Genomic DNA, 21295 nt, shown 5'->3' on the forward strand with positions numbered 1-21295 from the left:
AGCGGGACCATGGCGCCTCACCCCCTCTGGCCTTCCCACGCAGCTCAGGGGGCCTGCCATTCGCGAGCGGTTGGACCCGGCCCGGGGGACGATGGCGGCGGGCGTCGGATGCCTACACGCTCGTTCGGCACCCAGGTTCAGCACACCCGTTCGGAGCTCGTGACCACGTGAGAGCACGTTCGCGTGCTGTCACCCGCTGCCATCGGGGCCTGCATCGAACGCCCCGCCGCCTTCAGCCTGCCGGTGGGGTGCTCCTAAGGAAGGACGATGGTGGAGGCCAGGCCGGCTATGACAGGGATGATCCCGAGCAGGACGAACGCCGGCAAGAAGCACAATCCCAAGGGGGCGACGGCCTTCACGCCGACGCTGCGCGCCGAGGCCACGGCTGCGGCCCTGGACGCCTCGCGGGCGTCGTCCGCGACCCGGGTGAGGACGTCCGCCACAGGAGCGCCGCTTTGGGCGGCGCGGCTCATCGCTTGGGCGAGTTGGCCCGTGGACGGGTCTTCGGCGAGCACTGCCCAAGTGGGCTCCGGGTCGGCGCCCAGGCGGAGCTGGGTGCTCACCCAGGACAGTCGGTGGCCGAGCGGGCCGCCGACCGCATGCGCGGCGATCTCGGTGGCAGCGCCCACCGGCCGGCCGGCCAGCAGGCAAGCCGTCACCAGGTCGGCGGCGAACGGGAGGTCCGCGACGATGCGCTGCCGCTCATCCCGAACTTGGTCGGGCTCTCGTCTGTGGAGGAACCAGCCGGCCGCCAGGGTGACGAGGAGGCCGACCACGGTTCCCGCATAGCCTCCGGTCAGGAATCCCGACAAGAGTCCGCTGACGGCAGCCATGGTCACCGTCCTGCGAGTGAGGGCGCGGGAACGAGGGTCGGCCGCGTGCAGCCACGCCGGGTGGTGCGGCTCCTCGTCCGTCGGCCGGGTCGGGTCATCAGGGCTCTGGACGCCGGGCGTAGCCCGGGAAGCTGTGAGAGCCGGTGAGCGCAGCCGGGCCAGGCGTTCTTCGGGTGTCCTTGGCGTCGACCAGAACCAGAGGGCTGCGGCCGCGCAAAGTGCTGACAGAAGCTGGAGCATGAGCAGTCCCGGGTCGATGAGATGGACGAGCATTCGCCCGATGCTTCGGCGGCGTCCCCTCAGGAGGTTGTGATTGGGCTTCTTGCGTGTGGCTCGGGGAGGGCTGGCCGGTGGTTGCCGGCAGGGCTGCTGTGGTTCGCCTCGATCGGGATCCGTTGGCGTTCACGTCAGGGCTTTCGTGGCCATGCGGTGGGTCCACCACAGGCCGCAGGCGTCGAGCCCTGTTCCGGCCATCAGGCACATGACGCCGGGCAGGCTGCCGAACAGGAAGTCGAGCGGGCGCATGTTGAGTGCTCCTGCCATGAGGAGACCGAGGACCGGCAGGACGGCGAGCATCCTCGCGGTGGTACGCGGGCCTGCGAGTTGGGAAGCCACGTCCTGACGGTGTGCCTGGGCGGCGCGCTGGGTCTGCGCCACCCGGTCGATCAGGGCGGCCATGCCGGCGCCCACCGTCGTCCCGACCTCCCAACAGGCCGCCAGCCGGCGTAGACCCTCTCCTCCTTCAGCCGGTGCCGCGGAGAGCAGGGCGGCCGGCACGTCGCCACCGTCTCTGGCCGCAGCAGCGACCTGGCGTAGGGCGTCGGGATCGGGGAAGTCGACGGCCGCCAGGGCCCCGGTAAGGGCCTCGCTCGGGGTGCGGCCGGCGGACAGCTCAGCCGACAGCGACTGGCAGAGCTCCGTCGTCGCTTGCCTCCAGGCGTCGGCTCGGCGGCCGGGGCGCAACCTGGCAAGCAGCCCGACCAGGAAGTGCCTGGAAGGGTCTGTACGGCTCTGAGACGGCCGCTGGAGGCGGTTCAGTCGGACGGTGGCTACGTCGGGGCCTGTCCACAGCCAGACGGCAAGAGCTGTGGATGACGCGGCCAGCAGCACACTGTTCATGAATTGTCACGCTCCACGGACAGTGGGACCCGCCGGAGCCCTGCAGCAGGGGACGGAGGCAGCGAAGGCCGGGCTTTGTGGATCAGCGCTTCGTAGCCGGGGCCCGTCCGGGCGCGGCCCGCGGCATCGAACGACAGGGCGGGGACCGCCGCCACGAAGCCCGACGGCGACCGGGACAGCAGGCAGATCTCGGAGATGCGCCTTCGCCCGTCGGGACGGTCTCGCGTGAGATGGATGACGGCGTCGAGCGCGGCGGCGAGCTGGCTGTGGACCGCCTCTCTGCTCAGCCCTGCGGCGCAGCCCAACGCCTCCAGGCGGGGTGGCACGTCAGCCGCGGTGTTGGCGTGCAGTGTGCCGCAGCCGCCCTCGTGGCCGGTGTTGAGGGCCGCGAGCAGGTCGACCACCTCGGCTCCGCGAACCTCTCCCACCACCAGGCGGTCCGGACGCATGCGCAGCGCCTGACGTACGAGGTCGCGCAGGCCCACTCCGCCCGCGCCTTCCAGGTTGGCCGGTCGGGACTCCAGGCGGACGACGTGCGGGTGCAACGGTCGGAGCTCGGCGGAGTCCTCCACCAGCAGCAGGCGCTCGCCGGGGTCGGCGAGGGAGAGCATGCCTGACAACAGTGTCGTTTTACCAGTGCCGGTTCCACCAGTTACGAGGAAGGCGAGCCTGGCGGTCACCATGGCCGTCAGCACCGGCATCGCGGACGGCACGACGGTGCCCGCGGCGACCAGGTCGGTGAGGGTGAAGGTGCGCCTCGGCGGCAGCCGCAGAGAGATGCACGTGCCGCCGGACGCCACCGGCGGCAGCACGGCATGAAGGCGGACCCCACCGGGCAGGCGGGCGTCGACATAAGGCGAAGCGTCGTCGAGACGCCTGCCCGCCGCGGTGGCCAGACGCTGGGCCAGCCGGCGTACGGCTCCGTCGTCGGCGAAAGCGACGGACGTACGGCGCAGACCTCCTCCGTCGTCGATCCACACCTCTCTTGGGCCGTTGACCAGGACGTCGGTTACGTCGGGCTGCGCAAGGAGTGGTTCGAGCGGGCCGGCGCCGATCAGGTCGGCGCAGAGGGCACGGGCCACGGCGAGGATCTCCGCGTCGCCGTAGACGGATTTCTCGGCTCGCAGCGCCACGGCCACCTGCGCGGCGCTGGGCTCGACACCGGCCCGGGCGAGGCGGACGCGCACGGCCTCCACGAGCTCCGGGGAGACGGGCGAGAGAGCCGTCGGTGCGGGGGCGCCGTCGCTGCGTACGAGGCTTTCGGGGGTGGCGTGGGTGGCCGCCCCTCTGACTCCCGTAGCTGGGACGGCGTCCGACCGGTGGCGTGGCCTGGTTGCGGCGGGGCTCGGCGCGCGGCTTCCGGCGGGTCGGCCTCCGGGCTCCCATCCCGCCACGGCGGGGCCGTTCGGTGGCCCGGCGACCTCGGCGCGGCCGGTCGGCGCGCCGGTGACCACAGCGGGGCCGGTCAGTGTGCGGGTGACCACGGCGGGGCCGGTCGGCGTGCGGGTGGCTGTGGCTGGGCCGGTCAGTGTGCGGGTGACCACGGCGGGGCCGGTCGGCGTGCGGGTTGCTGTGGCGCGCAAGGACTGCACCGGCTGGATTGGGTGAGCGTCCGACGCGCTACGTGCTCCGGAATGGCCACCGCGCCCTTCCCCTGTCGTGGAAGCAGCGGTTCTCAGGCTGACGGCGGAGTTCGGTGCCTGGGACCGCCTGTCTCCTGAATGGGCGGATGCGGAGCCGGTGACAAGAGCGCCGTCGGGCGCAGCGGTGGCCGAGCGCGAGGAGGAGGCAGAGCCCTGGCGGCGGTACGGGTGTGTCGTCGCGGGGAGCGGCGCGCTGCCTCCGGCCGCGCCGCACGGCGTAGCGAGAGGCGAACGAGCCTCGTTCACCACCTGTCGGACGGTAAGCAGCCCAGGCGCGGTAGGACTCGGGCCGGGTGAGGTTGGCGTCGGCGTGGGTGCGGTAGCGCTCGGCGTGGGCGCGGGCGGGCTTGGCGCAGGCCCGGGTGCCGCGGCACTTGGCGTGGGCGCGGCTGTGGTTCGCGCGGGTGTGGCGAGGGTCGATGTGGGGCTCGGGCTGGCCGTGCTTGCGGAGGGTGGCTGAGGCGGGTGGGGGGTGGGTGAGGGTGCGAGGTGCGGTGGCTGGGGTGCGGGGTCGGGGGTCATGAGGCGGGGAGGAGGTCGTGGAGGAGGGAGGTGCAGAGGCTGCCGAGTACGGTGCGGGGGCCCAGTCTGGGCAACTCGCCGCGGTTGAGTGTTGCGGTGAGGCGGGGCTGGTCGGGGAGGTTGCCGACCGAGGGGATGCCCAGCGAGGACAGTGCCACCTCGTGGTCGATGGCTCCTGGGCGCAGGACCGCGCGGATGTCGGCGGTGTGCTTGCCGATCTCGGACAGGACCTGGGCCGCTGACAGGATGCCGCGTACGTCGGCCGTCGCCACCATGACAGTCGTCCTGGCTCTGGTCAGGGCCTCGGTGCCGGCCGGGTCGAGATGGCGGGGAAGGTCGACGACCACCAGGTCGAAGCCTCGGGTACCCGCTTCGAGGACCGAGCGCATGGCTTGGGGCGGGATCGCCGCCACGTCGCCTCGATGGAAGGACAGCACCGCCAGATCGCCGAACGCCGGGAGCGCCGCCTGGAGCGCTCCGGCGTTGATGCGGCCCTCTCGTGCCACCAGATCGCCCCAGCGCGCCCCTGGCGTCTCCTCATGCCCCAGCAGGGCGTCTATGCCGCCACCCAGGGGGTCGGCGTCGACCAGCAGCGTACGGAGACGGTCGGCCGATGCCCGCAACGCCAGGCAGGCGGCCAGCACGCTCGCGCCCGCTCCGCCCCGGCCGCCGATCACGCAGATCACGGACCCGGAGCGGGGGTCGGGCTCCATGGCGTCGGCGAAGCGGTCGACGAGCAGCCGCTCGTCGACCGGGAGGGCCACGACGGTCTGCGCGCCCACCGCCACGCACTTGCGCCAGGTGTCGGGATCGTCGGGGTCGCGGGTCACGAGGACCACCTGGTCGCGTGCGGGCGGCTCGGCCGCGGCCACGGTGTCGGCCTGGTCGGCTCCCACCGCGACGATCGGGGCGAGGCTCCAGTAAGGGCGGGCGTGCGCGGGGACATGGGCCACGTCGAGTTGGGCGCCTGCGGCCGCGGCTATGCGGACCAGGTCGTCCAGCAGGGCGGGGTCTTCGGTGATGACCAATGGTCGATGCATGGGGAACCGGCCTCCCGAGGGTGGTGGGTGTTCGGGAGGACCACCTTGCTGGAGTCGGCGGCGGCCGGAAGGCGGTGGAACAGGTTCTGTGGACGACGAGCAGCGACGGGGCTCATGCCTGTGGACAGAGGGCGCTGACACGCGTACCGAAAGCAGGGGAAAAAAGGCGACCCCCGCCGGGGGGGAGAGCGGGGGTCGCCTGATCGGTCCGGCTCCGGGGGGGTAGAGCCGGTCCCGTTTCAGAAGAAAGCTTTCATCACTGAACCGGAACATGGCAAGGGAGTCGCAAAGGCATCCCGTGCTTGCCGCTCCAGTTTCGGGTGATACCAACGTATGCTGCCCGATGGACTCGAGTTACGTCGAGGAGCAATCTCGCATTTTCGCCAAGTTTTTTTCGTCAGCTCATAACGATCACATAAAGAGGTTACTCTCCGTGACGATCGTCAGTGGGCGGGCGGGTGATCCACGACCCAGCGGCGGACGGGACCCGACAGCCTGGTGCGCACGCGAGTAAAGGTCTTGACGCTGGGGGTTCCCAACAGGGTGGATCCGACGTAGAAAGGTGTTACGGACAAAGGTCCGGGCGCATCAGCCGGGTACCCACGTGCGACCAGCCGCGGGAGGCGCGTCGAGACGGGCTTGACCCGGTCCGACGGATACAGGTGCACGCTTGGTAACCCGGCCGGATGCGCAAGGCGACGGCGTCTCATGACTGAGACGCCGTCAGCTATGTACAACCGCGTGCAGCTATGCGCCGGACGGTCCCGCCACACCACCATCGGACTCCCTCGAACCACGCCATCGGCATCCCGCCACTCCGCCGTCGGGCCTCCGGCCGCACCACGGAAGAGGGGGTCAACGGGCTGACGCAACACGTGGCAGAGCGGGAACCGCGCTAGGCCGACGCGGCGACGACCGACAAGCATGCACCGCGTTCCGTCTCACCCGTTCGGGCCCTCACCGCGCCACCGTTGACCACCGCCGCAGGAAAAAGCCTGGTCAGCGAGCCGCCGCACTTATGACAGAGCGATAAGGCCAACTCGGCGACGCAAAAACCGATACGCATGCAGCTCCATCGGCCTCCCGCCGCAGGAAAAAGGCATGGTCAGCGGGCAAAAAGGCGTGGTCAGCGGGCCGTCACAACCGAAGGTGGAGCGGGATACGCAGAAGGCGACACCGCCTCAACCAACAAGCATGCAACCGCGAACGACCTTTGCCGCTACCCCATCAACCGCCCGCCGCAGGACAAAAGGCGTGGTCAGCGGCTGCCGCACACATGGCAGAGGGGGATACGCCAAAGGCCGACGCGGCCTCGAACGACGAATATGCACCGCCATTCGGACCGCCCGCCGCCGCAACCCCGCTGACCGACCACTCCAGAAGAAAGCCGTGGTCAGCGGACCGCAGAGCGGGCATGCGGAAGGTCGGCGCGGCCCTCAGCGATGAGCGTCCACCGCTATCGGCCTCCCACAGGGCTCAGCCTCTTGTTGCAGCCCTTCGGCCGCTGTCCGCACGGGGTGACGAGGCGTGTGGGGAAGCAGGTGCGAGTGCCTCTCCCCGCTGCGGGGAGCGCGGCGCCGCAGGTCAGCGGCGCCGCGGTGTACGGCTGCGTGGCCCTCAGCCGCGGTGTACGGCTGCGTGGCTCTCAGCCGCGGTGTACGGCTGCGTGGCCCTCAGCCGCGTTGCATGGCCTCGCAGATGGCCGTGGTCTCGCGTACGCCCAGGACGACTGCTGAGGCACAGTGTTGTACCCACTGGGCCACTCCCTCCGGGCTGCCGCTCAGGTAGGCGCGCAGCGCCTCCCCGTACGGCAGTTCCAGGTGGCCCGCCTCCACGACCACCAGGGACTTCGGGTCGAGGCCGTACTCGACGAGGGTCAGGCGCGCGGCCGAGCGGGCGACGACGCCGTCGGCCGTGCCGAACGGGCGCAGCACCACCAGCTCCGCGTGCACCACCGAGGCGAGGACGAGCGCGGGCGCCTTCGTCGGCTGTTCCAGCAGGCTGAACAGGCTCTCGATGCGTACGGACGCGTCGGCCGCGGAGGGCGCAGGCCCCAGGCCGAGCGGGTCGGGGGCCTCCTCGGTGGCACGGGGGCGGCCGAGGGCGTCCTCCGGCGCGAGGCCGGCGGCCGCGACGGCGTGCAGCCGGGCGAGGACCTGCCTGGGCGCCTTGCGCCAGGTCGGGCCCATCCGTCCCAGTTCGGCGGACGCGCGCAGCGCCCCCTGAACGACGGGGTCGTGGACCTCGTCGCGGCGCAGGGAGTCGAGCGGCACGTCGACGCCTTCGAGGGCGGCCGAGGCGCGGGCGCCGCGCAGGGACGACTCCGTCGAGACCGCGGGGCTGGCCCGGCGCAGGACACGGTGGCGGTAGAGCCGGTCGACGGCCTGCCGGGCCTCGTCCACCGCCTCCGCGACGCCGGGGAACTGGGCGATGACGGCCAAGGGGTCATTCACGGCACCTGACCCTACCTGCGAGTAGCACTCCAGTATGTCAGGGAGCCACCGAACGCGCCCGCGGTCTCGTACCTGCGAGCAGCACGCCCGTACGGCGGGGAGTGTCACCGAACGGGCCCGCGCCCGCGGGCAATACGCCTGGACATCAAGGAGCGCCGCGTTCTCCTCCCAGCGATGCGAACAGCACCCTGTACCTCAAGGAGCCGCCGAAAAGGTCCGCTCTCGTACCAGCACGCCCGTAAGACGAACGGGGCCGGGCTCTCGTACCGGCGGGTAACAGGCCGGCACGTCGAGGAGGCGCTGGACGGGTTCGGGCTTTACAAGGTGACCCTCGGTGCACGCCGTCACCTGTCGCCGTTCGTACGGGAGAAAGGCTTCTCGGAGGGGGCCCATAAAGCCGTCTCGTCCCTCGCCATCCCGCATCTACGTATTAGCCTCATTTCAGGATGACAACGTTTCAATTGCGTTTGTCATGCGAAGTGATAAGGAACGCCGCGATCCGCCGCAGGGGTACAGACCTGTCTAGACCTCTTGTGTACCGAGGCCGTGAGCTGGTGAAGTGGGACACGACCTAACCAATCTGGCCATAGAAGGAGCATGAGGTGGCCCCGGAGACCGCAGGTAACGAGACCCAAGCGCTGTCCAACCTGCTACAGGAGAACCGCCGCTTCGAACCGCCGGCCGACCTGGCGGCGGCCGCCAACGTGACGGCAACCGCGTACGAAGAGGCCGCCGCCGACCGTCTCGCCTTCTGGGAGCGCGCAGCCGAGCGGCTGACCTGGGCCAAGCGGTGGGACACGACGCTCGAGTGGAACGCCCCCTTCGCGAAGTGGTTCATCGGCGGGGAGCTGAACGTCGCCTACAACTGCGTCGACCGCCATGTGGAGGAGGGTCGCGGCGACAAGGTCGCCTACTACTGGGAGGGCGAGCCGGAGGACGACAGCCGTGTCCTGACCTACGCCGACCTGAAGACCGAGGTGTCCAAGGCCGCCAACGCGCTCGAGGAGCTCGGCGTCGGCAAGGGCGACCGGGTGGCCATCTACATGCCGATGATCCCCGAGCTGCCGATCGCGATGCTGGCCTGCGCCCGCATCGGAGCGATCCACTCGGTGGTGTTCGGCGGGTTCTCTGCCGCGGCGCTGAAGAGCCGCATCCACGACGCCGACGCCAAGCTCGTGATCACCGCCGACGGCGGCTACCGCCGCGGCAAGCCGAGCGCGCTCAAGCCGACCGTGGACGAGGCCGTCGCCGAGTGCCCGCAGGTCGAGAACGTCCTCGTGGTACGCCGTACCGGGCAGGAGGTGTCGGCCGGCGACAAGGACGTCTGGTGGCACGACCTGGTCGAGCGTCAGAGCGACCAGCACACCGCGGCGCCGCACGACGCCGAGGACCCCCTGTACATCCTCTACACCAGCGGCACCACCGGGAAGCCGAAGGGCATCCTGCACACCACGGGCGGCTACCTCACGCAGACCGCCTGGACGCACCACGCGGTCTTCGACCTCAAGCCAGAGACCGACATCTACTGGTGCACGGCCGACATCGGCTGGGTGACCGGCCATTCCTACATCGTGTACGGCCCCCTCGCCAACGGCGCCACCAGCGTCATCTACGAGGGCACGCCCGACACCCCGCACCGCGGCCGGTTCTGGGAGATCGTCCAGAAGTACAAGATCTCGATCCTCTACACGGCCCCCACGGCCATCCGGACGTTCATGAAGTGGGGCGACGACATCCCCGCGAAGTACGACATGTCGAGCCTGCGCATCCTCGGCTCGGTCGGCGAGCCGATCAACCCCGAGGCGTACGTCTGGTACCGCGAGCACATCGGCAACGACCGCTGCCCCGTCGTCGACACCTGGTGGCAGACGGAAACCGGCGCCATCATGATCAGCCCCCTGCCGGGCGTGACCGCGGGCAAGCCGGGCGCCGCGATGCGCCCGCTGCCGGGCATCGTCGCCGACGTGGTGGACGACCAGGGCAAGAGTGTCCCGAACGGGGGCGGCGGCTTCCTCACCGTACGCGAGCCGTGGCCGTCGATGCTCCGTACGATCTGGGGCGACGACCAGCGCTACATCGACACCTACTGGAGCCGCTTCGAGGGGACGTACTTCCCCGGCGACGGCGCCAAGCGCGACGAGGACGGCGACCTGTGGCTGCTCGGCCGCGTGGACGACGTCATGCTGGTCTCCGGCCACAACATCTCCACCACCGAGGTGGAGAGCGCGCTGGTCAGCCACCCGAAGGTGGCCGAGGCGGCGGTCGTGGGCGCGACCGACCCGGTGACCGGCCAGGGCATCGTGGCGTTCGTGATCCTGCGCGGCACGGCGGAAGAGAGCGACGACGTGGCCGCCGACCTGCGCAATCACGTGGCCAAGACACTCGGTCCTATCGCCAAGCCGCGGCAGATCCTCGTGGTGCCCGAGCTGCCGAAGACCCGTTCCGGCAAGATCATGCGGCGTCTCCTGCGTGACGTGGCCGAGAACCGCAGCATCGGCGACGTCACCACGCTGGCCGACAGCACGGTGATGAACCTGATCTCCGAGAAGCTGCCCAGCGCCAAGTCGGAGGACTGACCCCGGCGAAAGCCACCCAAGAGCGCATGCCCGGAAATTTCCGGGCATGCGCTCTCAGCGTTCACGCCGGACCGGACGCTATCTTGTCCGATCGGGTAGTTCTGGAACGGGACTCCGTGCCCGCGAGGAAACTCCCCCGGCGTGTTCGGCGCCCGCCTGGTCGTCCGGACGGCCCGGCCTGGCGAAACTGTCGGAGGAGCCCACTCACGCGCACGGCGGCCCGCATCGGGTCACCGCCGACCGTCAGTCACCACAGCGACCGGCCCCGGTGCTGCCTCACCCACGGTACGCAGGCGTCGCCAGGGCGCTGGATGATGATTGACACGGCCAACCGGCCCCGATAGGAGACGTTCATGCCGCAGACTCCCGAGGAAGAATCCCTGGGCTCGCTGGTCGCCCAGGCGACCAGCCACATCTCGTCCCTGGTCCGTTCCGAGATCGAGCTGGCGAAGGCCGAGTTCAGGTTCGACGCCAAGCGGGTCGGCACGGCCGCCGGGATGTTCGCCGCCGCCGCCTTCATGGCGCACCTGTGCCTCATCCTCGCCTCCTTCACGATCGCGTACGCGCTGGCCCAGGTGATCCCCCACTGGCTGGCCTTCCTCATCGTGACCGTCGTCTACCTGCTGGTGGCCGGCCTGGCGGTGCTGTTCGGGGTCCGGCGGCTCAAGGGGCTGGCCGGGATGAAGCGCACCGCCCGATCGATCAAGGGCCTCAAGGAGATCGCCACCCCCGACGGCGAGGAGGCGGCGCCCGCGCGCGGCCCCGACCTCGAACCGGTGACCCGCGATGGCGCCTGACGAGTCGGTCGTCCACATCGAGGGGCCATGGACGCACCGCGCGGTGCACGCGGGCGGCACCCGCTTCCACGTCGTCGAGGCCGGTGAGGGGCCGCTGGTCCTGCTGCTGCACGGGTTCCCGCAGTTCTGGTGGACGTGGCGCCACCAGCTCACGTCCCTGGCCGAGGCGGGTTACCGGGCGGTCGCGGCCGACCTTCGCGGCTACGGCGGCAGCGACAAGCCCCCGCGCGGCTACGACCTGCCCACGCTGGCCACCGACGCGGCCGGGCTGATCAGGGCGCTGGGCGAGACCTGCGCGACGGTCGTCGGGCACGACTGGGGCGGGCTCCTGGCCTGGACGATGGCGGTGCTCAACCCCAAGAGCGTCTCCCGGCTCGTCGTCGTGTCGGCCCCGCACCCCGTGCGGGCACGCAGGTCGCTCGTCAGCGCCGGGCAACTGCGAGCCGTCCGCCGGGCGATCGGGTTCCAGCTGCCGCTGCTGCCAGAACACCGTCTCACCCGCCACGACGCGGCCATGGTCGGCAGGCTGCTGGACGAGCGTTCCCGGCCCGGCTGGCCCTCTGCCGACGAGTCATGCACCTACCGCGAGGCGTTCCGCATCCCGGCCGTGGCGTACTCCGCGCTGGAGTACCACCGCTGGTTCGGCCGCTCGCAGTTCCGTCCCGACGGACTGCGCTTCGCCAGGGCGATGCGCACGCACGTCGAGGCGCCGACGCTTCAGGTGCACGGCGGTCTCGACCCGGTGGTCCTGCCGCGCACGGCCCAGGGGTCGAGCCGCCACGTCACGGCCCCGTACCGGTGGCGGCTGCTGGAGGGGGCCGGTCACTTCCCGCACGAGGAGGTACCCGACGTGTTCGACGCCGAGCTGCTCGACTGGCTGAACGACCCGGAGCCCGCCTGATGAGAGACCGCGACCCTGAGGGCAGACCGCGCAACGCCCGGCCGCGCGACCCGCTCGGCCGTCCCCTCCCGTACGGCTCCCCCGGCGTGCCGCGCGTGCCCGACGACTACGCCCCCACCGCCGAACAGGCCCTGACCGACGGCCGCCGGTTCCTGCGCGAGGGCATGCCGTTCAACGCCCACGAGGTGTTCGAGGGCCGTTGGAAGTGCGCCCCCGAGGAGGAACGCGAGCTGTGGCAGGGCCTCGCCCAGATCTGCGTCGGCCTGACCCATCTGCAGCGCGGCAACGGGCGCGGGGCGGTGACCCTCCTCAGCCGCGGCGCCGCCAAGGCGCAGTCGTACGGCGGCGAGTACGACGCGGTCGGCAGGGCCGCCTCGTCGCTGACCCAGGACAGCGAACCCGGCGCGGCCATCGAGCTCATCCTGGGCGCGCTGCCCGGCTGACGCGTCCGGGCGGTCAGTCGCAGCCCTGCGTGCTGGCGGGCGAGGTGTCGTTGCGCCCCGCGGCGGCGTCGGGCGCGACCTCGTCGGCCGTCAGGACGTAGCCGGTCTGCTCCTCGTTGATCGCGGCGGCGAAGATCACGCCGTACACCCGGCCGTCGACGGCGAGCAGCGGGCCGCCTGAGTTGCCGGGCAGCACCGTGCCGCGGATCGCGTAGACCTGGCGGCGGACGTTGTTCTCGCGGTAGATGTCAGGGCCGTCGGCGGTGATGCGCCCGCCGATGCGGGCCGGCTCGGCGGTGAACCCCTTGTTCTTGGGGAACCCGGCGACGATCGCGTTGTCGCCCCGCTCTGCCTCGGTGTCGAACGACAGCTGCGGCAGGTCGAGCCCAGGCACGTACAGGATGGCGATGTCGCGACGGGGGTTGTAGCGCACGACGACGGCCGTATGGCGGGTGTTGGTCGAGTCGATGACCTGCAGGTCGCGATTGACGCCCGCGACCACGTGCGCGTTGGTCATGATGCGGCCCGGCGCGTAGACGAAGCCGGTGCCCTCGATGTGCTTGTTGCAGCTCTCGGCGTTGCCCTGCACCTTGACGATGGCGCGGCGGGCGCGGTTGAGCTTGGCCCCCTGCAGCACGCTCTGGTCGGGCGGCGGCACGTCGACGAAGTAGCCGTTGCCGATGGCGTCGAAGACCGGCGGGAACTCCGACCGGTCGATGAACTTCTTGAACGGCTGCTGCCAGTTGCGCGCGGCCTGCGGGATGGCCTCGTCGACGGTGGTGAGCAGCGCGGAGTTCTTCACCTGGTCGACGAGCGGGGTGAAGGTGCTCGAGACGATCACCGAGCCGATCAGCCACGCGATGACCAGCACCGACAGCGCGCTGGCGAACGTGCCGCCGATGGCGTCGGCCACCTTGGCCGGCTCCCACGTGACGTGCGAGCGCACCACGGCCCCGAGCGTCGAGGACGCGAACTGGCCGAGCGTCGCCGACAGGAAGACGATCACGATGGCGAGCAGCGCCTGAGGCGTGTCGCCGTCGACCACGGCCTTGGCGATGAGCGGCGCGAGGAACACGCCCAGCACGGCGCCGCCCACGATCCCCACGAAGCTCATCACGCCGATGATGAAGCCCTGACGGTATCCGGAGACGCCGAAAGCGATCACCAGGCCGATCAGAATGAGGTCAAGCAGATCACCGCGCACGCTTCAAAGGTAACCAGCGATACAGTCAAGCGTGCACGTCTTCCCTCAGGACGGCGTCACCCCGCTGGCTATGTTGAGCGGTATGCCGGGCGTCGATGGAACAGTTCGCGAGCTCATCCGGGCCGCGCTGAGCGACACCGACCCCGACGGCTGGCTGCGCTGGCACGTGATCTCCCTGTTGCGGCAGCGGGGCGACCTCGAGTCGTTCATCGAGGCGCGCCGGCTGTGCGCCGCAGACACCGTCACCGAACGCCTGCTCGGCGTCGACATCATGGGCATGCTGCGCCCCTTCGTGGACCGGACGCTGCCGGTGCTGCGCTATCTGGCCGCCAGCGAGGACGACGCCGTGGTGCTCTACTCGGTGCTGATCGCGTTCGGGCACCTCGCCGACCCGCGCGCGCTGCCGTCGGTGATCGACCTGGCCGGCCACGGCGACTCGAGAGTCCGCTACGGAGCCGCGTACGCGCTGCAGCACGTGCTCGGCGATCCGCCCGACCGCGCCGGGCTGGAGACGCTGCGCAAGCTCGCCGCCGACAGCGACGCCGACGTGGCCGGATGGGCCGCGCTGGGCGTCGCGCTGCGTTCTGACTGCTGAGCTCGCTAGCGAGAGGCCAGGTTGAGGCTGTCGGGCGGGAGCTCCTCCACCTGCGCGGTGTCCCACGGGACGTCCAGCCCGCCGGCGCGCAGCACCGAGTCGAGCACCATCGCTGTGAACCCCCACACGAGCATCCCGCGCACCCGGAACGCCGGCCCCGCGAATCCGCTCGGGTGCCGCAGCGTGAAGCGGTTGCGGGGATCGACCAGCTCGGCGATCGGCACCCGTTCCACGGACTCGACCTCGTCGGGCGACGCGGCGTGCACCGCCGACGGCTCGCGCCACCAGGCCACCACTGGCGTGACGCGGTTGTCGCTGTGGGTGAGGTAGAGCTCGGGCATCCGGCACAGCACCTCGACGCCGGCCGGGTCGACGCCGGTCTCCTCCTGCGCCTCGCGCAGCGCAGCCGCCTCTGGCCCGCCGTCGCCGGGGTCGACGCCGCCACCGGGGAAGGCAGGCTGCCCCGCGTGCCGCCGTCCGTGCGCGCTGCGCTGGATGAGCAGCACGTCGGGCCCGTTCGGGCCCTCACCGAACAGCATCAGCACCGCCGCCTCCCTGCCGCGGCCGGCGGGGGGACGCAGATATCGGGGGACGGTGGCCTGTCGCGCCTGCGCCGCCAGTCGTTCGAGCCAGTCGGGCACTTGGGTCACGAAACCTCCAACACGCCGGGCGGCCGATCACTTCCCGGCGTCAGCTGAAAGGCCCTGACCTGACGAGCTTCGCGGCCTGGACGGGGTCGGTGGGGCCGGTGCCGTACGAGGGGCAGAGGGTGGCCAGGGGGCACACGCCGCACGCGGGCCGGCGGGCGTGGCAGATGCGGCGGCCGTGCCAGATGACCCGGTGGGAGAAGATCGTCCATTCGCGCCGGGGCAGCAGTTCGCCGACGACGTGCTCGATCTTGACGGGGTCGGTCTCGTCGGTCCAGCCGAAGCGGCGTACGAGGCGCTGGAAGTGGGTGTCGACGGTCAGGCCCGGGACGTCGAAGGCGTTGCCCAGCACCACGTTGGCCGTCTTGCGGCCCACGCCGGGCAGCGTGACGAGGTCTTTGAGCTTGCCGGGGACCTCGCCGCCGTAGCGTTCGCAGACCGCCTGGGCCATGCCGATGATGCTGGTGGTCTTCGCGCGGAAGAAGCCGGTCGACCGGATGATCTCTTCCATCTCGGACCGGTCGGCGCTCGCGTAGTCTTCGACCGTCGGATATTTCGCGAAAAGTATTGGGGTCACCATGTTGACCCGCTTGTCCGTGCACTGGGCGGAGAGGATCGTCGCCACCAGCAGCTCGAGCGGATTGCCGAAGTCGAGCTCGCAATGGGCGTCCGGGTAGGTCTCCGCGAGGATGCGGTTCATCTTGCGGGCCCGCCGCACGAGAGCGAGCCTGGTCTCCTCCTTGCGCCCCGCCGCGTTCGTCGCCATGCCGCCAGCGTAGAAGCTTCCCGGCGCGTTCGGTCACCCGACGGCGAAAGCCCGCCCGCCCGGGGGTTCCCGGGGCCTCGGACATCACCAGGTATGGACATCGGGTACCTTTCCCCCTGGACTTCACGCACCTCAACGTGCCTGGACAAGACCAGACCACTCCGGCATACCCATAACCTGTGTGTGCCGCCCGGAGTGGGGTGAGTCACAATGGCAGGAGAGGAGGCAGAGTGAACACCGACGACGTGCTGGGCAAGGCACCTTTGTTCGCCGCGCTCGACCGCGAGAGCGCCGCGGCGTTGCGGACGAGCATCACCGAGGTCCAGCTGTCCAAGGGCCAGACGCTCTTTCACGAGAACGAGACGGGCGACCGCCTCTACGTCGTGCTGGAAGGCAAGATCAAGCTTTCCCGCACCTCACCCGACGGCCGTGAGAACCTGCTCAGCGTCCTCGGCCCGAGCGAGATGTTCGGCGAGCTGTCGCTGTTCGACCCGCGCCCGCGCACGGCCACCGCGACGGCGCTGACCGAGGTTCGCCTCGCCGGGCTCGGCCACGACGACCTGCGTCCCTGGCTCACCGGCCGCCCCGAGGTGGCCCTGCATCTTCTGCGCGCCCTGGCCCAGCGGCTGCGCCGCACCAACGACGTGCTGGCCGACCTGGTCTTCACCGACGTCCCCGGCCGGGTCGCCAAGCAGCTGCTCGACCTCGCCGAGCGGTTCGGCACCAAGACCGACGACGGCCTGCGGGTGCACCACGACCTCACCCAGGAGGAGCTGGCGCAGCTCGTCGGCGCCTCCCGCGAGACGGTCAACAAGGCCCTGGCCGACTTCGCCCAGCGCGGCTGGCTGCGCATCGAGGCCAAGGCCGTGGTGATCCTCGACGTCGACCGGCTCTACAACCGGTCGAGGTAGTCGAGCTGGGCCGCCACCGACATCTCGGCGGCGGGCCAGAGAGCGCGGTCGACCTCGGCGTACACGATCTCGACGATCTCGCGCGGCGTGCGCGCGCCACGGGCGCGGGCCGCCGCGATCTGGTCGAGCCGCCCGCGCCGGTGGGCGATGTAGGCGTCGAGCGCGCCGATCGGGTCGGGCAGCACCGGGCCGTGGCCCGGCAGCAGCGCCGCCGCCTCCAAGCTCTCCGCCGCCGCTCTGAGCCGGTCGAGGCTGCGCAGGTAGTCACCGAGGCCGCCGTCCTGGGCGATGATCGTGGTTCCCCTGCCGAGCACGGTGTCGCCGGTCAGCATCGCGCGGTCCTGCGGGATCCAGAAGCAGAGCGAGTCGAACGAGTGGCCCGGGGTGGCGTACACGTGGACCTCCAGGCCGTCCACCGTCACCACGTCGCCGTCGGTGAGCCCCTCGCCGCCGAGCCGGTGGCGCGGGTCGAGAGCGCGTACAGGGGCCCGCACCAGCTCAGCGAAGCGCCTGGCCCCTCCGCTGTGGTCGACGTGCCCGTGGGTGAGCAGGATCTCCGAGACGCGGCGCTGCCCGAGATGGTCGCGTACGCGCAGGAGATGCGCCTCGTCGTCGGGGCCGGGATCGACCACGAGCACCCGCTCGCCCGCGCCGATCACCCACGTGTTGGTGCCCTCGAGCGTCATCGGGGACGGGTTGGGCGCGAGCAGGCTCTCGGCGTGGCGGGTGCGCGACCCGTCGGGCGTGCCGACCGGGATGTGCAGCCCGCTCATGAGCTCACCAGCCGCATCTCGCCCTCGATCTCGACCGCGCGCGGCATGATCGTGACGATCTCGCGGGACGTGGCCAGCACGCCATCGACGCTGTCGTACTGCGCGAGCTCGCTCAGCGTGCGGTAGGTGGGCGGCATGAGGAAGATCTCTTTGCGGTGGGCGAGGTCGATCGCCTCCGCCGGACGCTGCCAGACCACCTGGTCGGCCTCGCCGCCGACGTCACGGGTGCGCTGCCCCTCGGGGAGCACGGCGACGAAGAACTTCGTGTCGAACCGCCGGCTCTCGATCTCGGGCGTGATCCAGTGGGCCCAGGGCTTGAGAAGGTCGGACCGGAGCACGAGCCCGCGCCGGGCCAGGAAGTCGGCGAAGGCGAGGCTGCGGTCGATCAGCGCCAGCCGGTCGGCCTCCCAGTCGTCGCCGGTCGTGTCGGCCACCACCGAGCCGGCCCCCGGCCCGGCCAGCAGCACGCCCGACTCCTCGAACGTCTCGCGTACGGCGGCGCACACCAGGCCGCGGGCGAGCCGCTCGTCGACGTGGAAGGCCGCCCCCCACTCGGCAGGCGACGGCCCGGCCCACGCGACCGCCTGGTCGGTGTCGCGCACGTCGACGGAGCCGCCGGGGAAGACGTACGCCCCCGCGGCGAAGGCCATCGTGGACTTGCGCCGGAGCAGGTAGACCTGCGGGCCGGGGCGCAGGAGCACCACCGTGGCGGCGTCGCGCGCGGGCACCGGCTGGACACGTCCGGCGAGGACGTCCCTGGCCCGCGCGGCGAGCTCGGCTGGAAGCGGCAAACCAGTCACATGACCTCCTTCTAGAACATCACTCGGTCATCGTGACATATGCCCGCTCACGCCACTTCGGCGATCAGCTCCACCTCGACGGGCGCGTCCAGCGGCAGCGAGGCCACGCCCACGGCACTGCGGGCGTGCCGGCCCGCGTCGCCCAGCACCTCGGCGAGCAGCTCGCTGGCGCCGTTGCCGACCTTCGGCTGGTCGGTGAAGGACGGGTCGCTGGCCACGAACACCACGACCTTGACCACGCGGACGACCTTCGCCAGGTCGCCGACCTCGGACTTCAGCGCGGCCAGCGCGTTGAGCGCGCAGACGCGCGCCAGCTCGGCGCCCTGCTCGGTGGTCACCTCGGCGCCCAGCTTGCCCGTCGCGGCCAGCTTGCCCTGGACCACGGGCAGCTGGCCCGAGGTGTAGACGAGGTTGCCGGTGCGCACCGCCGGGACGTAGGCGGCCAGCGGGGCCACCACCTCGGGAAGCGTCAGGCCCAGCTCTTCGAGTCGCTGCTCGGGGGTGGTCATGCCTTCTCCCGCTTGAAGTAGGCGACGAGCTGCTCGGGCGTGGCGCCCTGGACGATCTGCACGAGCTCCCATCCGTCGGCGCCGAAGTTGTCGAGGATCATCTTCGTGTTGTGGATCAGCAACGGGGCGGTGAGGTACTCCCATTTCTTCATGGAGGTCAGCGTAGTGTGAGCAAACTCAAGTGGTGGTCGTCGGCTTTCTGGGAGTAGTGCTTCGGTAGCCTCGAAACGTGGACTCTCCGGACGTGGCGGACACAGATTGGGCCGACGTACGGCTGCACGTCGTCACCGGCAAGGGCGGCACCGGCAAGACGACCGTGGCCGCGGCCCTGGCCCTCGCCCTGGCCTCAGGCGGACGCAAGGTTCTGCTCGTGGAGGTGGAGGGCCGGCAGGGCATCGCGCAGATCTTCGACCTGCCGCCGCTGCCGTACGAGGAGCGCAAGGTCGCGGTGGCCCCGTCGGGCGGTGACGTGTACGCGCTGGCCATCGATCCCGAGGAGGCCATGCTCGAGTACATGGAGATGTTCTACGGGATGCGCCGCGCGGGCCGCGCGCTGACCAAGATGGGCCTCGTCGACTTCGCCACGACCGTGGCCCCCGGCTTCCGCGACGTGCTCGTCACCGGCAAGACGTCCGAGGCCGTGCGCAGGCGCGGCAAGAACGGCCGCAGGGTCTACGACGCGGTGGTGCTCGACGCGCCGCCCACCGGCCGCATCACCCGGTTCCTGAACGTCACCGAGGAAGTGGCGGGCCTGGCCAAGGTCGGCCCGATCAAGACCCACTCCGAGATGGTCAGCGGCGTCGTGAAATCGCCGGAGACCGCCGTGCACTTCGTCACGCTCCTGGAGGAGATGCCGGTGCAGGAGACCCTCGACGGCATCGCCGAGGTGCGCGCCGCCGGTCTGCCCACCGGCGGCGTCTTCGTGAACATGGTCCGCGAATCCCTGCTGCCGCAGGCCGTACTTGACACCGCTGTCAGGGGACGGTTCGACGTCGGCGAGCTCACCCTCGGTCTCAAGGCCGCGGGCGTGGCCGACGGCGCGCAGGCCACCACGCTGGCCGAGGCGCTCGCCGACGAGATCGCCGAGCACGCGCGCCGCGCCGAGCTCGAACGCGCCGAACGCGACTCCCTGGCCCAGGCGGGCCTGAAGGGATACGAGCTGCCGCTGCTGGCCGATGGCGTCGACCTCGCCGGCCTGTACGAGCTCGCGGAGACCATGCGCAACCAGGGAGCGGCATGAAGAAGCCCGCCAGACTCGACATCGACGCGATCCTCGACGACCCGAACACCCGCATCATCGTCTGCTGCGGGTCGGGCGGCGTGGGCAAGACCACGACCGCCGCGGCGCTCGGGCTGCGGGCCGCGGAACGCGGCCGCTGCGCGGTCGTGCTGACCGTCGACCCCGCCAGGCGCCTCGCCCAGTCGATGGGATTGACCCAGCTCGACAACACCCCGCGCCTGGTCAGCTCGCCCGACGGCGGCGGCCAGCTCTACGCGATGATGCTCGACATGAAGCGTACGTTCGACGAGATCATCGAGGCGCACGCCGATCCGGAACGGGCCCGCCAGATCCTGTCGAACCCCTTCTACCAGTCGCTGTCGTCGAGCTTCTCCGGCACGCAGGAGTACATGGCCATGGAGAAGCTCGGCCAGCTCCGCCGTTCCGACGAGTGGGACCTGATCGTCGTCGACACGCCGCCCTCGCGGTCGGCGCTCGACTTCCTCGACGCTCCCGAGCGGCTCGGGCGCTTCCTCGACGGCAGATTCATCAGGCTGCTGACCGCCCCGGCCAAGGCCGGGGGGCGCAGCGCGTTCCGGTTGCTCAACGCCGGGTTCGGGTTGATGGCCGGAGCGATGACGAAGCTGCTCGGCGCGCAGGTGATCAAGGACCTGCAGACGTTCGTGTCCGCGCTCGACGCGGTGTTCGGCGGGTTCCGGCAGCGGGCCGAGGCGACGTACCAGCTGCTGCAGGCCCCCGGCACGGCCTTCCTGGTGGTGGCCGCGCCCGAGCGGGACGCGATGCGCGAGGCATCGTACTTCGTGGAACGCCTGGCCGAGGAGCGGATGCCGCTCGCCGGCCTGGTGGTCAACCGGGTGCACACGTCGCCGGCCACGGCGCTCTCGGCCGCCCGCAGCGCCGCCGCCGCGGAGGACCTTGAGTCGAAGGGCGAGCACGAGCTCACCGCCGCCGTGCTGCGGCTGCACGCCGGGCGGATGCAACTCGCGGCACGTGAGCGCCGCGAGCAGGAGCATTTCGTGTCGGCCCACCCCACGGTGCCCGTGGTGCGGGTGCGCGCCATGTCGGAGGACGTGCACGATCTGGCGGGTCTACGCCAGATCGGCAACCTGCTGGCGACCGCTTAGCGGCACGGCCGGCGGCGGCCGTGCGCGGTCGCCGCCGGCGTCAGCCTGCGATCAGCTCGTTGGTGCGTTCGTACTCTTCCTTGGCCGACTCGAGCAGGTCGCGCCAGGAGTCCACGTCAGGCCGCCTGCGCAGCAGGGCGCGCCTTTCGCGCTCGGTCATACCGCCCCACACCCCGAACTCGATGCGGTTGTCCAGCGCATCGGCGAGGCACTCAGTACGGACCGGGCAGCCCCGGCAGATGAGCTTGGCCCTGTTCTGCGCGGCGCCCTGCACGAACAGGGCATCCGGATCCGCACCTTTACAGGCGGCACGGGAGGTCCAATCCGTGATCCACATTTTTCGACCCCACTCCCCTTAGGTGGTCAGTCGTCATTTGGGGCCGACGGGCGCGGGCGCCG

The 21295-nt window shown here is 70.9% G+C and carries 21 protein-coding genes; 8 read left to right on the plus strand and 13 right to left on the minus strand.

Features of this window, described 5'->3' with window-relative positions; all coding sequences use genetic code 11:
• Positions 1 to 254: 254 nt before the first annotated feature.
• The 5 genes from BLR04_RS29435 to BLR04_RS29455 all read right to left on the minus strand — a co-directional run bounded on the left by BLR04_RS29435 (position 255) and on the right by BLR04_RS29455 (position 7610).
• On the minus strand, positions 255 to 833 hold the full coding sequence (locus BLR04_RS29435) for a type II secretion system F family protein (protein WP_245740673.1): 579 nt from the start codon (positions 831 to 833) through the stop codon (positions 255 to 257).
• Between the two features lie 402 nt (positions 834 to 1235).
• Positions 1236 to 1952, minus strand: a complete 717-nt coding sequence (locus BLR04_RS29440; RefSeq protein WP_090771347.1) for a type II secretion system F family protein — start codon at positions 1950 to 1952, stop codon at positions 1236 to 1238.
• A complete protein-coding gene (locus BLR04_RS29445) occupies positions 1949 to 3139 on the minus strand; it encodes a TadA family conjugal transfer-associated ATPase (RefSeq protein ID WP_090771422.1) in 1191 nt (396 codons plus the stop codon). The genes BLR04_RS29440 and BLR04_RS29445 overlap by 4 nt, the downstream gene beginning before the upstream one ends.
• 974 nt (positions 3140 to 4113) lie before the next feature.
• A complete protein-coding gene (gene ssd, locus BLR04_RS29450; protein WP_090771349.1) occupies positions 4114 to 5157 on the minus strand; it encodes a septum site-determining protein Ssd in 1044 nt (347 codons plus the stop codon).
• 1673 nt (positions 5158 to 6830) lie between these two features.
• On the minus strand, positions 6831 to 7610 hold the full coding sequence (locus tag BLR04_RS29455; RefSeq protein ID WP_176903344.1) for a Fic family protein: 780 nt from the start codon (positions 7608 to 7610) through the stop codon (positions 6831 to 6833).
• A gap of 602 nt (positions 7611 to 8212) precedes the next feature.
• On the opposite strand from BLR04_RS29455, the gene acs reads away from it, so the two are divergent.
• The 4 genes from acs to BLR04_RS29475 all read left to right on the plus strand — a co-directional run bounded on the left by acs (position 8213) and on the right by BLR04_RS29475 (position 12327).
• Positions 8213 to 10186, plus strand: coding sequence for an acetate--CoA ligase (acs, locus tag BLR04_RS29460; RefSeq protein WP_090771350.1), 1974 nt, complete (start codon positions 8213 to 8215; stop codon positions 10184 to 10186).
• A gap of 353 nt (positions 10187 to 10539) precedes the next feature.
• Entirely contained in the window at positions 10540 to 10983 is a 444-nt protein-coding gene (locus BLR04_RS29465) for a phage holin family protein (RefSeq protein ID WP_090771353.1), read from the plus strand.
• Positions 10973 to 11884, plus strand: coding sequence for an alpha/beta fold hydrolase (locus tag BLR04_RS29470; RefSeq protein WP_090771355.1), 912 nt, complete (start codon positions 10973 to 10975; stop codon positions 11882 to 11884). Before BLR04_RS29465 ends, BLR04_RS29470 begins: the two co-directional genes overlap by 11 nt.
• Positions 11884 to 12327: a DUF309 domain-containing protein gene (locus BLR04_RS29475; protein ID WP_090771357.1), complete on the plus strand. Its 444-nt coding sequence runs from the start codon at positions 11884 to 11886 to the stop codon at positions 12325 to 12327. Before BLR04_RS29470 ends, BLR04_RS29475 begins: the two co-directional genes overlap by 1 nt.
• A 13-nt stretch (positions 12328 to 12340) precedes the next feature.
• On the opposite strand, the gene BLR04_RS29480 is transcribed toward BLR04_RS29475, so the two are convergent.
• The gene (locus tag BLR04_RS29480; protein ID WP_090771359.1) at positions 12341 to 13531 is read right to left on the minus strand and encodes a MarP family serine protease; all 1191 of its coding nucleotides are present in this window, start codon (positions 13529 to 13531) and stop codon (positions 12341 to 12343) included.
• An 82-nt stretch (positions 13532 to 13613) separates the two neighbouring features.
• Between BLR04_RS29480 and BLR04_RS29485 the strand changes: the two genes are divergently transcribed.
• Complete coding sequence (locus BLR04_RS29485) at positions 13614 to 14126, plus strand: HEAT repeat domain-containing protein (protein ID WP_090771361.1); 513 nt, start codon at positions 13614 to 13616, stop codon at positions 14124 to 14126.
• 5 nt (positions 14127 to 14131) lie between these two features.
• Here BLR04_RS29485 and BLR04_RS29490 read toward each other — a convergent pair whose 3' ends face one another.
• Positions 14132 to 14776 carry an NUDIX hydrolase gene (locus tag BLR04_RS29490; protein ID WP_090771363.1) on the minus strand — a complete coding sequence of 215 codons (645 nt, stop codon included), beginning with the start codon at positions 14774 to 14776 and terminating at the stop codon, positions 14132 to 14134.
• 40 nt (positions 14777 to 14816) lie between these two features.
• Positions 14817 to 15539: an endonuclease III gene (nth, locus tag BLR04_RS29495; protein WP_090771365.1), complete on the minus strand. Its 723-nt coding sequence runs from the start codon at positions 15537 to 15539 to the stop codon at positions 14817 to 14819.
• A 230-nt stretch (positions 15540 to 15769) separates the two neighbouring features.
• Between nth and BLR04_RS29500 the strand changes: the two genes are divergently transcribed.
• Positions 15770 to 16450, plus strand: coding sequence for a Crp/Fnr family transcriptional regulator (locus BLR04_RS29500; protein ID WP_090771367.1), 681 nt, complete (start codon positions 15770 to 15772; stop codon positions 16448 to 16450).
• Here the strand turns inward: BLR04_RS29500 and BLR04_RS29505 are convergent.
• From BLR04_RS29505 to sp36, 4 genes are read right to left on the minus strand one after another with little or no spacing between them, the layout of a single operon-like run.
• Positions 16432 to 17223, minus strand: a complete 792-nt coding sequence (locus BLR04_RS29505) for an MBL fold metallo-hydrolase (protein WP_090771369.1) — start codon at positions 17221 to 17223, stop codon at positions 16432 to 16434. The two genes, BLR04_RS29500 and BLR04_RS29505, sit on opposite strands and share 19 nt — an antisense overlap.
• Positions 17220 to 18014, minus strand: coding sequence for an NUDIX hydrolase (locus BLR04_RS29510; protein WP_090771371.1), 795 nt, complete (start codon positions 18012 to 18014; stop codon positions 17220 to 17222). Before BLR04_RS29510 ends, BLR04_RS29505 begins: the two co-directional genes overlap by 4 nt.
• Before the next feature lie 56 nt (positions 18015 to 18070).
• The gene (locus BLR04_RS29515; RefSeq protein WP_090771373.1) at positions 18071 to 18532 is read right to left on the minus strand and encodes a RidA family protein; all 462 of its coding nucleotides are present in this window, start codon (positions 18530 to 18532) and stop codon (positions 18071 to 18073) included.
• On the minus strand, positions 18529 to 18684 hold the full coding sequence (gene sp36, locus BLR04_RS29520) for a Sp36 family protein (protein ID WP_090771375.1): 156 nt from the start codon (positions 18682 to 18684) through the stop codon (positions 18529 to 18531). The genes BLR04_RS29515 and sp36 overlap by 4 nt, the downstream gene beginning before the upstream one ends.
• 92 nt (positions 18685 to 18776) lie before the next feature.
• On the opposite strand from sp36, the gene bagA reads away from it, so the two are divergent.
• Positions 18777 to 19772, plus strand: coding sequence for an ATPase BagA (gene bagA, locus BLR04_RS29525; RefSeq protein ID WP_090771377.1), 996 nt, complete (start codon positions 18777 to 18779; stop codon positions 19770 to 19772).
• Complete coding sequence (bagB, locus tag BLR04_RS29530; RefSeq protein WP_090771379.1) at positions 19769 to 20896, plus strand: ATPase BagB; 1128 nt, start codon at positions 19769 to 19771, stop codon at positions 20894 to 20896. The genes bagA and bagB overlap by 4 nt, the downstream gene beginning before the upstream one ends.
• 40 nt (positions 20897 to 20936) lie before the next feature.
• On the opposite strand, the gene BLR04_RS29535 is transcribed toward bagB, so the two are convergent.
• Positions 20937 to 21233, minus strand: coding sequence for a WhiB family transcriptional regulator (locus BLR04_RS29535; RefSeq protein ID WP_090771382.1), 297 nt, complete (start codon positions 21231 to 21233; stop codon positions 20937 to 20939).
• Positions 21234 to 21295 lie beyond the last annotated feature (62 nt).

This window comes from Nonomuraea maritima (assembly GCF_900100395.1).
In the GTDB taxonomy this organism is placed as follows: Bacteria; Actinomycetota; Actinomycetes; order Streptosporangiales; family Streptosporangiaceae; genus Nonomuraea; species Nonomuraea maritima.